The sequence below is a fragment of the Acidovorax sp. AC410 genome (assembly GCF_979253235.1).
Genome location: NZ_CEEDCG010000001.1, coordinates 4,920,188 through 4,932,650, shown reverse-complemented (window position 1 = coordinate 4,932,650; position 12,463 = coordinate 4,920,188). Strand labels below are relative to the sequence as shown.

7 protein-coding genes are annotated in these 12,463 nt (G+C 67.2%); 4 read left to right on the top strand and 3 right to left on the bottom strand.

From position 1 onward, the window contains the following. Window positions 1-154 precede the first annotated feature (154 nt). Window positions 155-3,469, top strand: coding sequence for a JAB domain-containing protein (locus AC0IZS_RS22770; protein WP_471637728.1), 3,315 nt, complete (start codon window positions 155-157; stop codon window positions 3,467-3,469). 563 nt (window positions 3,470-4,032) lie between these two features. Here the strand turns inward: AC0IZS_RS22770 and AC0IZS_RS22765 are convergent. Both AC0IZS_RS22765 and AC0IZS_RS22760 read right to left on the bottom strand, forming a co-directional pair. Further along, on the bottom strand, window positions 4,033-5,694 hold the full coding sequence (locus AC0IZS_RS22765) for a hypothetical protein (RefSeq protein ID WP_471637727.1): 1,662 nt from the start codon (window positions 5,692-5,694) through the stop codon (window positions 4,033-4,035). Window positions 5,695-5,905: 211 nt separating this feature from the next. Further along, window positions 5,906-8,338: a PAS domain S-box protein gene (locus AC0IZS_RS22760; RefSeq protein ID WP_471637726.1), complete on the bottom strand. Its 2,433-nt coding sequence runs from the start codon at window positions 8,336-8,338 to the stop codon at window positions 5,906-5,908. A gap of 269 nt (window positions 8,339-8,607) precedes the next feature. On the opposite strand from AC0IZS_RS22760, the gene AC0IZS_RS22755 reads away from it, so the two are divergent. From AC0IZS_RS22755 to AC0IZS_RS22745, 3 genes are all read left to right on the top strand, one after another. Continuing rightward, window positions 8,608-9,840, top strand: coding sequence for an NAD(P)/FAD-dependent oxidoreductase (locus AC0IZS_RS22755; RefSeq protein WP_471637725.1), 1,233 nt, complete (start codon window positions 8,608-8,610; stop codon window positions 9,838-9,840). A 252-nt stretch (window positions 9,841-10,092) separates the two neighbouring features. Continuing rightward, window positions 10,093-10,878 (top strand): hypothetical protein, encoded by a 786-nt coding sequence (locus tag AC0IZS_RS22750; RefSeq protein WP_471637724.1) that lies wholly within the window; start codon window positions 10,093-10,095, stop codon window positions 10,876-10,878. Between the two features lie 192 nt (window positions 10,879-11,070). Then, window positions 11,071-11,874, top strand: a complete 804-nt coding sequence (locus tag AC0IZS_RS22745) for a hypothetical protein (protein WP_471637723.1) — start codon at window positions 11,071-11,073, stop codon at window positions 11,872-11,874. 90 nt (window positions 11,875-11,964) lie between these two features. On the opposite strand, the gene AC0IZS_RS22740 is transcribed toward AC0IZS_RS22745, so the two are convergent. After that, entirely contained in the window at window positions 11,965-12,369 is a 405-nt protein-coding gene (locus AC0IZS_RS22740) for a hypothetical protein (protein ID WP_471637722.1), read from the bottom strand. Between the last annotated feature and the right edge of the window lie 94 nt (window positions 12,370-12,463).

Sequence of the window (12,463 nt, the reverse complement as noted above, 5' to 3'; positions counted from 1 at the left end):
CCGGGCCAGAACTGCCGCACAGCTTGCGCCCACCGCGACCCAAGCACCAACGGCTGGCAGTTCCATAGGTGGCCCCAACCCAGTGGGTGCCAGAGCCCCTCGCACAGTTCATGGCTCACAGGCGAATGCTGGAGCGTCTCAGCCTGCGCCAGTCATGCAGATGCAGCGCGACGGCACGCTGATGGTCAAAGGCGACCCCGCACAGTTGCAGGAGCGCCTGCGCCAAGGCGGCGTGGACCGCGTGCTGCGGCGCAAAGGCGGCGTGGTTGTCGGGCTCGATCAGGTGGACAAGGCGCGGCAGTTGCTGGGCGGCCTGCAGCCTGCGCAACCTCACAATCCTGCACCCAGCCAAGGCAAGCTCGTTGCAGAGAGCTACCGCAGCGGCTACAGTAGTGTCAATGGACGCGTTCAAGAACCAACCCAGCCCGACGATGGACTCGGACCCACTCAAGGCGACGCCCGAGCGGCCGGCGATGGTGCTTTGCGGCGGGGTGGTGGAGCACCCTTACCGCATCGGACCGCCTCTCTCGTGGGAGTCGGATTTGCCGGGCGAATGGAGCCAGCCGACGACCAAGGGAGCAGCCAGGGGATTCTGCGGCGGGATGGAAGAACATCCCTACCACGTAGGACCGCCGCTCTCGTGGGACTTGGAATCGCCGAGCGAATCGAACGCTCCGGCAGCCAATCCCTCCTTGGCGAGCAAGTAGACAGCCCGCAACGCCTGGCCGAGCTGGCCCAGGTGTATCGCGATCCCCGGTTCGAGACGTTCCGGGTTTTCTTTGTCAAGGACGGCGTGGTGGTGCATGCCACCGGCGTTAGTTCCCGCATGCCTGGCACAGCGCCCATGGCTCCTGCTGGCGTCAGCGAGCAAGAGTATGTGAACCAGATGCGCGACATCAAGCAGAAGACTGGGGCGGACTCTTACTACCTGCTGCACAACCATCCGTCGGGCAATCCCACGCCCAGCCCTGAGGACGTTGGACTCACACGCATGCTGGGGGCGCATGTCCCGGGTCTCGTGGCTCACGTTGTCATCAACAGCAACAAATACGCCGTGATCGACGCTGCGAACCAAGGCAGAGAACCTGCCGACATGGTGCGCTACCAAGACTTCGGCGAGGACAGGCTGCTCAAGGCCAGCAAGCCCATGGCGGTATTGGGCGAAAAGATGGCTGGGCCAGACGACCTTGCCATCGTGGGCAAGTCCATGCAGCGGCCGGGCTGGATCACGCTCATCGGCACCGGCGCAGATGGCAAGGTGCGCGCGATCTCCGAGGCTCCAGCCCGCATCCTCACGCGCGGTTATCCCTACCTGGCGGCCACCGTGCGTCGCTTCATGCGCCTGTCGGGCTCGGACAGCGTGTTTGCCGTGGGCGACGCGGGCGACATCGGGTCCAAGCCTGTACGCGATGCACTGGCTGCGGGGATCCTTCGTGATGCACTGCCAGATGCCGGACGCACACTGCACCAGCAGGGCGTGCATACGGGGGGGCAAAGGCTTCTCGCTGACCCAAGGGCGCCGGGTTGCCGAGGGCGGTCCAGCACCGACCTCCCCAAGCGCAGCGGCCATGGAGATACAGCGCGACGGCACGCTGATGGTCCGAGGCGATCCCACACAGCTGCAGGAGCGCCTTCGCCAAGGCGGCGTGGACCGCGTGCTGCTGCGCGAGGGAGGTGTGGTCGTCGGGCTCGACCAGGTGGGCAAGGCGCGGCAGTTGCTGCAGCAGCAGCCACCACGCGCACAAACCTCCGCAGGCCCCTCCCCCACCGGCCAGCAATTCAGCCGCAGCGCACCAGATCAAGCTTCACAGGCCAGGGGCCTGCCCTCCAAGCCCGCCACCGTGCAGTCCGTGCGCGCCGCAGTGGCCAAGCTCACCAACAGCATGGGCCTGCTCGCAGAGGGTCGTGGCCGCGTGGTGGTGGCCACCTCGGCCGACATCCAGGCGCACTGGAAGCCCTGGTCGGCGAGGTGGACATCGGCTCGCAGGACACCAGTCTGGCCCAGGGGTTCTTCGACCCCAACACCAACACCGTCTTCCTTATCGCCGACCACATCGAAGCCGGCCAGGAGATGGCAGTGGCCGCGCACGAGCTGGTGCACAAGCATGGCAAGGCGGTACTCGGAGAGAAGGGGTGGAGGCAACTGCATGAGGTGATTGGCATCTGGGCGAACAGGCCAGAGGGGAGCCTGGAGCGCCAGGTCTACGACGAGGCCGCAGTGCGCGTGCAGGGTTCGCGGCCGACCGGAGCGGATGAGGCCAGCTACAGCAGCGAAGAACTATTCCCCTATGCCGTGCAGGTGGCCATGGAGCTGGGGGTACAGCCTACCGCACTGATGCCGGCCAACTCGGTGCAGGGCTGGCTGGCGCGGGTGCGGGCATCGCTGCAGACCGTGCTCGGCAAGCTGACCGGGAATCCGCAGGCTTTTGATGGGCAGGACCTAGTGAATCTGGCTTTCGCAGTGGTGCAGCGGGAGAACCCCGCGTATGGTGCGCCACCTGATGCGACAACCGCGGATGGAATCGACTCACATCAGCGAAACGATCTGCCGCAAGGCCGCAAGGCATCGGCCTTGCCAGAAGGCAACTACGTTCCCCCGCCGATTGAAGAGATCGTGCCCGCAGAGATACTGGCCAGCGCACGTGAAACCATTGAGCGGTTGATGCCCCTGGCCATAGAGACCGCCAACAGCGATCCGGATGCACTTGCACAAGCAGCGCGGGAACTGCGGCCCTACCTCAAGCGGGCGCGGCAAACCAAGCCTGCGTTCGATCAAGCGGTGCGAGATGCGGCCGCTCGGGCTGGCGCTTTGGGTGTGCAACTGGCGCCGGTCAAGGGGGTGAAGCGCGCTTCGGAGAAGATGGTCACAAATGCGACGTCGGCAAGCGAAATCAAAGATCTGCTGCGGGCCACCGTGGTCGTCCCATCGTATGCAGATGCCCAGTCTGTCCTGGATGCCCTGGACAGCGCATTTAATGTGGAATGGATCGGGAATCGAACGGCACAGAAATTATCGAGCAAGAAAGTCAAGCCAAGGGAGTTTGGTTTTTTGCGCTCAGGGTATGGCGATGTGCTCGTGATTGTCAGATTTTCCGGACTGACTGCAGAGGTGCAGATCAACATCCCAGCCATGCTGTCGATAAAAGCGGGCGAAGGGCATTCCCTGTATGAGATTGAACGGCTTCTACCCAGAAAATCAACGCAATGGTTAGAGGTGGTGACCCATTCAAAGAGGGTCTACGGCGCAGCAACGCGACGGAACACTTCTTCAGAGATTTCGTCGCCAGTGCGGCGCACCGACATGCAGGGCATCAAATCGCCCTCCAGGGTCAACCGTGCACAAGTCTCATCTGGAAAATACACGAACGTATCGCCAGAGATCGTTTCAAAAAACGTTGTTCCGGCAGGGAACGAGTTAGGCACAGGAAAGGGTGATTTCATAAAAAGCCTCCGAAGGAGGCTAGTATAAATTTAGACGCTTTTGAGCGCAAGAATTTTCGCTGTCGGCAACTAACAATCTGCGGTCAAAAAACATGCGTAGTACCTGCTGCATCTTCTGCACCTACCGCGCCAAGTTCGGACTCAAGGGCTGAGCGCATGAACCTGTCTTCCTGATCGCGGGCCACATCGAAGCCGGCCAGGAGATGGCCGTGGCCGCGCACGAGCTGGTGCACAAGCATGGCAAGGCGGTGCTGGGCGAAGCGAGGTGGAGGCAACTGCACGAGGTGATTGGCAGCTGGGCGAACAGGCCCGAGGGGAGCCTGGAGCGCCGGGTCTACGACGAGGCCGCAGCGCGCGTGCAGGGTTCGCGGCCGGCAGCCAGAGCAACTGCTGGCGGAGCGCGCCGTGGAGGGGCGGGCCAAGGAGGGCGAGCAGCACCCCGGGCCACTCTCGTGGGACTTGGAATCGCCGAGCGCGTCGAGCTTACCGGCAGCCAAGCCCTCGTCGGTGAACGGGTAGATTCGCCAGAGCAACCTTGCCTGCCGACTGCTCAACGGCTGCGGCCCACGGCGTACCGCTTGCCCGCCCTCCTCACCCCCCGGCACGCCGCCACACCAGCCCCAGTGCCTTGAACTTCTGCCAGGCAGTGGCGCGTTCGTCCGAGAGCACGTCGAGAAAGTCCGACAGGCGTTTGGACTTGACCATGGTGTAGATGGTCAGCGCGGTGGTCAGCGCGAACACGAGGGCGAAGATGCCCAGCTTGCGGCCCAAAGGCGCGTCGGCTTCGGCCAGCAGGTTCATGCCCAGGAAGCCCGTGGTCACGGTGCCGATCAGGCCGAAGATGGTGACGACCGTGAGCCGCACGACGGTGTTGGCCTGGCGGCGCAGGCTGTCGGCGTCCAGGTATTGGTTCATTTCGCCGATGCGCTCCTTGACCTCGGTGTACAGCGGGTCGAGCCCGAGGTGGTTGGCGCACATGCGGAACAGGGCGCGCACCTGGGCCTGTTCGGACACTTCGTGGAACCAGTAGCGGTGCGTGAAGCGCAGAAAGCCGGCAAAGCTGTCGCGGATGGTGCGCTTGAAACGGCGCACGCTGGCGGCGTCGGCAATGTCCAGGTCTTTCAGGGCCTCGGCCAGCCGGTCCGAGAACATCAGCAGCGCCGCCTTCTGGAAGTGCGCGATCAAGAACAGCAAAAAATGCTGGTGCCTGAACTGCGCCAGCACGCCCCGGTCGCGGCAGACGTAGAACGGGCTGCCGGCATTGCCCAACACCAGCAGCGAGTGGCCGCTGCACAGATAGCGTGTGTTGGGGGCGGCACCGCTGCTGCTCCAGAAGCGGTCGTAGCAGAACCGCTTTTCGAAGTCGGCCAGGTGCTCTTCGGAATAAGGCAGGCAGGTGTCGTCGTCGCTGGGCGGGGCCGCTCCCGTGACCAGGCCGAAGCGGATGAAGTCGCTGCGGCTGAGCGCGCGCGGGTCGTCCAGCGCCAGAAAGGCCAGCTGCGGCATGCGGTAGTACTCGATCTGCCGGTAGCGCAGGGGCCCGCTGCGCTCGGAATGGTCGCTCACCAGCGGCTCCAGCAGCCAGGCCCAATGGGCCGAGATGCGCGGGGCGCGGTGGCTGCTGACGTGGGCCATGAAGAGGTCGCGCTGGTTGGCGTCGGACGCGGCCAGCACCTGCCCGGCGGCGTCCAGCCACTCGGCGCTGTACAGGCAGTGCTGGGCATGGCCATCCGCGTCCCAGCCGGCGGGGTAGCCACGGCCGAAGCGGTACAGCAGCTCCTGCGCCTGGGCGAGCTGCAGGTCGCGGGCGCTGACCTCGACATTGAGCAGCACCAGGTCCAGGTCGAGAAAAAAGTACAGGTCCACATGCACGATGTCGAGCGTGACCGGCGCATCGCCGGGGCGCAGCACCGCCCGCACGGCGCTGACGTCGCTGCGCCGGAACACCCGCATCGGCGAGCCGGTGGCACGGCCGCCGTCCCGGCTGCGCCCTTCGCCATACAGGAAGCGCTGCACATAGGGCAAAAAGGTCACGAACTCGTTGTAGTGGCGTTCGTGAAAGCGGCTGCTGTCGCCCGTGAATTCGTCCACCACCTCCCGCCAGGGCGAGGCCTCCTCGCCCATGTCCGCCAGCAGTTGCCAGGGCTTGGCGTGCCGGCCCTCGGAGCCCCGCACCGGCATCAGGCGCAGGGGCCACAGCAGGACCTGGCGAAACTCCCGCACGCAGGCGGGGTGGGATTGAGCAACTGGCATGGGGGTGGTCTTTCGTCGAGATCGCGGGTTTCGTCCGCACGGCGCCACGGGGTGGACTGTAGAGACCATGCTACCCAAAACCGCAGGGGCTGGGTGGCTCAGCACCTTGCTGCAGGCGCCGCCATGCGTGTGCCACGCCTGCGCCATGGCTCCTGCGGCGAGCCCCGGCGCGTGACGGCGACGTTCGGCTACCAGTGGTGGTGATGGACGGTCAAGCCCGTCTTCCACGCCCGGCCGCCTTGGCGCGGTAGAGCGAGGCGTCGGCGCGCTCCATGAGGCCACGCCAGCCGTCGTCGCCCGCAAAGGCCACGCCCACGCTGGCGCCGATGTGTACCCTGCGCCCGCCCAGGTCGAAGGGCTTGGCGGCGGTGGCCACCAGCTTGTCCGCCACCTGCTCGGCGGCGGCGCGGCCGGGCATGCCGCCCAGCACCACCACGAACTCGTCGCCGCCCACGCGCGCCACCAGGTCCATGGGCCGCACCAGGGCCAGAAAGCGCGCCGCCACGGCCTGCAACAGCTGGTCGCCCACCGGGTGGCCCCAGGTGTCGTTGACGGGCTTGAAGCGGTCCAGGTCCACGTACAGCATGGCCACGCCGTGCGCCTCGCCAAGCGGTATGCGCTGCAGGTAGGCCTCCAGGCCCTGGCGGTTCACCAGGCCGGTGAGCCCGTCGCGCTCGCTCAGGCCGATCAGGCGCGACTCGCGCTGGCGGTGGATGGTCACGTCGTCCAGCACGGCGATGAAGCCGTCGGGCGTGCCGCCCTCCGACTGGCGCGGCACCAGGGTGATGGCCATGTTGCGCTGGCGCCCGCCCAACTGCAGGTCCAGCTCGAACGCCGTGGGCTCGCCGCCCAGCGCCTTGTGGATATGGGCCATGCTGCCCTGCAGCTCCTGGATGGGCATGACCTCGCCGATCTTGTGGCCCACGATCTCCGCGCGCGAGGGGCCCACCAGCTTCTCGAACGCGGAGTTGACGAACTCGTAGCGGCCCTCGCGGTCCACCACGGCGATGACGTCGGGGATCGCCTCGGCAATCGAGCTCAGCGTACGTTGCTGGCGAAACAGGTCGGCGCGGGCGCGCTGCTGCGCCGAGATGTCGCGCATCACGGCGGTGTAGCGCACCACCTGGCCGGTGGCGTCCTTGTGCGACAGCACCGAGTGGTCCACCGCAATCGGCTGGCCGGCCACGAGCACCGTGCTCTCGCCCATCCACACCCCGCTCTTGAGCACCGAGGGCATGACCTCGTCGCGGTAGCGGCGCGTGGTCTCGGGGGTGTTGAAGTCGGTGAAGCGGTGCTGCGTGACGTCGTAGCCCGCATCGTAGCCCTGGGCCTGGCGCGCTGCCGGGTTCATGTAGGTCACGCGGCCGTCCTTGTCGGCCTGCACCACGTAGTCGGGCGTGGCCTCCAGAATCTGAGTGAGCATGTGCAGCGACTCCTCGGCGCGCTTGCGGCCCGTGATGTCCTGCAGCGCGCCGACCACGCGCAGCGGCGCGCCGTGTTCGTCGTACTCGGTGTTGCCGATGGCGCGCGCCCACACGCGCCGGCCATCGGGGGTGCGCAGGGGGGCTTCGATCTCCCACTTCTGGCCGTCCTCGATGCCTTGCTCGAAGGCGGCGATGAGCCGTTCCTGCGCGCCCTCTTCGTAGAAGCCAACCACGCCGGGCAGCGTGGGCACGAAGCCATCGTCCACGCCGTGGATGCGCCGCACCATGGGCGACCAGTGCACCGTGCTGGTGGGCAGGTCCACCGTCCAGGAGCCCACCAGCGCCAGCTCGCCCGTGCGCTGCAGCAGGTCCTGGTTGGCGCGCAGTTCGCGCTCCACCGCGTGGCGCTGGCTGGTGTCGCGGATGAAGGCCGTGGCGCCAATGCCGCCGGCCATGCGCAGCGGCGCGATGGACAGCTCCACAGGCAGGCGGTGCCCGTCCTGGTGCAGCGCATCCACCTCAAAGCGCCGGCGCAGCACCGGGCCCTCGCCGGTGCGCTGCAGCCGCGCCATGCCGTAGAGGTGGGCGCTGCGCATCTCGGGGGGGATGATGAGCTCGTGCATCGGGCGCCCGATGGCTTCGTCGTAGCTCCAGCCCAGCGCGGCCTGCGCCTGCGGGTTCCACTCGGTGATGAAGCCGCCAGGGTCGATGCTGACAAAGGCGTCCTGCGTGCTGGTGAGCATGCTCTGCAGCGTCTCGTCGCGCGCAGGCCCATCCGGGGCATCGCTGTGCAGGGCGCCCTTGGCCAGCAGGCCGGGCACCGGTGCCAGCGGCTGGCTGCCCATCGGTCCGCGCGCATCCCAGCGCGGGCGCTGGCTGGCAAAGGCGCTGCGCGTGCTGCGGATGGCGCCGGCGTCATCGAGCGTGCCCACGGCCACTTCGACCACCTCGGGCTCGTCGTCTTCCAGAAGGAACAGCTGGCTGCCGCACTCGGGGCACAGCTGGCGCGCAGCATGCTCCGACGAACGCCAGGTATGCAGCGCGCCATAGATGCGCAGGGTGGCCCGGTCGCCAGCGATCCAGGCCATGCCGGCACCACCCGATGCCCGGCGGCAGGTCTCGCAGTGGCACACCGCGGCCTCCAGCTCCTGCGCATGCACGGCGTACTCGACGCGGCGACAAGCGCAGTGGCCTCTCAATACAACAGGAGCCGTCCTCATACGCAACCTTTGTCCCGGGGGCCCCGGGACCGCAGCAGTCGTGCCCAGCGCGGCGCGGGCCCGTGGTGGAAAGGTAACCGGTCTTGCCGCCCGGTCTTGTAGGACAGCTCCTATCCGGGCCGACTGTATCGCTTTGGTGTGCCATGGCAAGCGGGCAATGTCAGGGCGCGGTGGCCGCCGGCAGCGATTGCCGATACGGCAACCGAAGGTTCGAAAAACAGCGCAATGCAGTGAGTTTTCCGGGCGCGGGCCCGCACAATAATCACCCCATGGAAACCATTGTTCTCGGCGCCGGCATGGTCGGCGTCAGCACCGCCCTGGCGCTGCAGCAGCGCGGCCACGCCGTGACCCTTATCGACCGCAAGGCCCCGGGCCAGGAGACCTCGTACGGCAACGCCGGCATCATCCAGCGCGAGGCCGTGCAGCCCTATGCCTTTCCGCGCAACATCGCCACGCTGGCACGCATTGCGACCGGGCTGAGCAACGACGCCCACTACCACTGGGGCGCCGTGCTGCGCCTGGCGCCGCAGCTGCTCGGCTACTGGGCCGCATCGGCGCCGGGGCGCTACGCACCCATCGCCCAGGCCTACAGCCGCCTCATCGCGCACTGCCTGACCGAGCACGGCGGCTGGATAGCAGACGCCGGTGCCGCCGACCTGGTACACAAGCAAGGCTGGATGCAGCTGTACCGCACCGCCCCCTTGTTCGATGCGGCCGCCACGCAGGCCCGGGCCACCGCGGCAGCGCACGGCCTGGCCTGCGAAGTGCTGGACAGCGCCGCCCTGGCCGCCGCCCAGCCCGTGCTGCAGATGCCGCTGGCCGGCGCCGTGCATTGGCAGGACCCGTGGAGCGTGCGCGACCCCGGCGAACTGGTGGCGCGCTACGCGCGGCTGTTCGTGCAGCGCGGCGGCCAGTTGGCCACAGGCGACGCGATGGCGCTGCGGCAGCAGGGCAGCGGCTGGGCCGTGCAGGTGGACTCTGGCAACGTCAGCGCGCAACACGCCGTCATTGCCCTGGGCCCCTGGGCCGGCGCGCTCACCACGCGCCTGGGCTACCGCCTGCCGCTGTTCAGCAAGCGTGGCTACCACCGCCACTTTGCCGGCGGCCCCAGCCTGACCATGCCGGCGCTGGACATCGAGCGCGGCGTGATGCTGGCCCCCATGGCGCGCGGCCTGCGCCTGACCACCGGGGCCGAGTTTGCACTGCTGGACGCCCCCGCCACCCCCGTGCAGCTGCGCCGCGCAGAAATCTCCACGCGCGAACTGCTGCCCCTGGGCGAGCCCGTCGAGGCCACGCCCTGGCTGGGCGCCCGCCCCTGCACCGCCGACATGCTGCCCGTGCTGGGCAAAGCGCCGCGCCACACGGGCCTGTGGTTCAACTTCGGCCACGCGCACCAGGGCTTCACCCTGGGGCCGGTGACCGGCCGCCTGGTGGCCGAGCTGATCAGCGGCGAGGCGCCGTTCGTGGACCCGGCGCCGTATTTGGCGCAGCGGTTTTTGTAACAGCGCAGTCCGCGCACGCGGCGCGGTCCCGCCCCTCGCCGCGCCCTGCAGCGCGTTCGGCGGTGAACCCTGCTGGCATCACCCATATTGGCGATTGTGGTGATCGCTCCATTGTTTTGAAATCAAGAAACCAATGGATACAAGTGTGTCCATGTGGACACATGCGCTTCGTGCGCGTTTTCCTTGTCACCCTCTGCCGGCCACCACAACCCCAAGAATCCCACGCCGGCTCAACTTCGATCCATCACCGCCATGCGCCTTACCTGCACGCTCAAGAAAATTGCCGCCGCCACCGCCCTCGTCGTCGCCAGCCTGGGCGCCGCCAGTCCCGCATGGGCCGACATCACCGCATCGGCCACTGCCAGCGGCTCGGCCAGCGCCTACACCCTGGTGGCTCGTATCACGCCCGATGCGCAGTACCTGGGCCGCGGCAAGCTGTACTTCGTGATGCTGCACGGCTCGCAGATCTACGTGCTGTCCGAAGCGCGCGGCTTCATCCCCTACACCGGCGGCGAGCCCGAGGCCTACCGCGGCATCACCCAGGCCACCGAGACCATCACCGTGCAGGGCTGGAACACCACCGCCCAGGCCGGCGCCGCCATCTTCGTGGGCTTTGGCACCGATGTGATGGACATGATCAACAACGGCAGGTTCAAGCAGGTGGCCACACTGCCCCAGGCGCCCGCGCCGACGCCCACGCCCACGCCAACGCCCCCCGTTGTGACCAACCCCTATGCGGCCTACAGCGGCAACTACCTGTGCATCAGCGAAACGGGGTCCAGCTACACGGTTTCCGCCACCATCACGGCCACCCAGGCAGTGGTGGATACGTCCAGGATCCTCACCATTCCGGACTACACCTTCAACGTGCCGTACAGCAACATTGGCACCACTGGCGACCGCATCTATACCAACAACGCATTCCCGCTGCGCCTGGTGTCGGTGGACACGACCGCTGGAGCCCGCTACCCGCTGGCCCTGGGCTACGCGAGCAATGGCTCCAGCACCCCGCGCGTCTTCATCTGCTCCCGGCGCTGAGCGCCATCGGGCAGGACATTGGCGCGGCCGATGGCATTGGCGAGTGACGCACAACGGCCGCACAGACTGGGGCCGCGCCAGCGACGCGCAGGCCAGCGCCGCACGGCACCCAAGCTTGCAGGCCGCGGCAGCCGCTGATCCGCAAACCGGATGGCCGGCAGCGCCTGCCACACCACCTCGATTCCTACCGCCATGAACTTCGCCAGCCCGTTCAAGAAAATCTCCGCCGCCACCGCCCTCGTCGTCGCCAGCCTGGGCGCAGCCAGTTCCGCGTGGGCCGACATCACCGCATCGGCCACCACCAGCGGCTCGGCCAGCGCCTACACCCTGGTGGCTCGTATCACGCCCGATGCGCAGTACCTGGGCCGCGGCAAGCTGTACTTTGTGATGCTGCACGGCTCGCAGATCTATGTGCTGTCGGAGACCCGGGGGTTCCTTGCCTACACCGGCGGCGAGCCTGTGGAGTACCGCACCATCACCCAGGCCACCGAGACCATCACAGTGCAGGGCTGGAACACCGCAGCACAGGCCGGCGCATCGATCTTCGTGGGCTATGGCAGCGATGTGATGGACATGCTCAACAACGGCAGGTTCAAGCTGGTGGCCACGCTGCCGGCGGCGCCTGCTCCTGCTCCTGCACCCGCGCCAGCTCCTGCGCCCGCCCCTGCACCGGCCCCCAGCACCTCCCACTCGGCGCACAACGGCACCTACATGTGCTATGACGACTATGGCCGCTCGGGCGCCGTCACCGCCACCTTCACGGCAAGCCGGGCCGTGATCGATACCACGCGGCTGCCGACCATTCCGGACTACACGTACAACCTGCCGGTCACAAACATGGTCTACGAGCCCGGTGTCACGTTCTACACCAACCTGAGCTTTACGCTGCGCGTGGTGGGGCTGGACCTGACGCGCAGAAGCACGTACTCGCTGGTGATTGTCTACCAGGCCAGTGCGTACAGCACTGAGATTAGCTACGGCTGCGCCAAGCGATAGACAGCCCTGGGACGGGCTGGTGGATCGCTGCCACCAGCAGCGATTTCGGTGGATTTCTTGTTTCTTTGGAAGGCCGTCCGACCGGGCCCCCTACACATTCACCGCCGCCCCATCCACCGCCCAGCGGCACTCTGCCATCCAGGTGGGCAACGCGGGGTCGCGCACCACGGGCGCCAGGGCGCGCAGCGTGGTGTTCATCTGGCTGTCGAACCAGTGCAGCTTCTGTTCGGCAAACTGGATGGACGACAGCGCCTGCAGCACCAGATGGCCGCCGTCCACCACCGGCAGCGGCAGTGCCGCGCGAAACGCCATGTCCAGCGACGGGTGCTCGCGCACCAGCTCCTGTAAAAAGGCGCAAGCCGCATCGATGGCCTGCGCATGCCGTGCATGGAAGGCCGGGCTCATCTCCTCGGTGCCCAGGAACTTGGCAACGCCGGCGAGCGACTCGAACGGGGTGGGCAGGCGGGTGGGTGTGGGGGTCGAAGGGGTGGGCATGGTAGCGGTCGGCAGGTCAAAGGGATGGCAACGGCAACAGCGCGCCGGCACCATGGCAGACACGCATCCACAGTATGCGCCCAGCGCACGCACC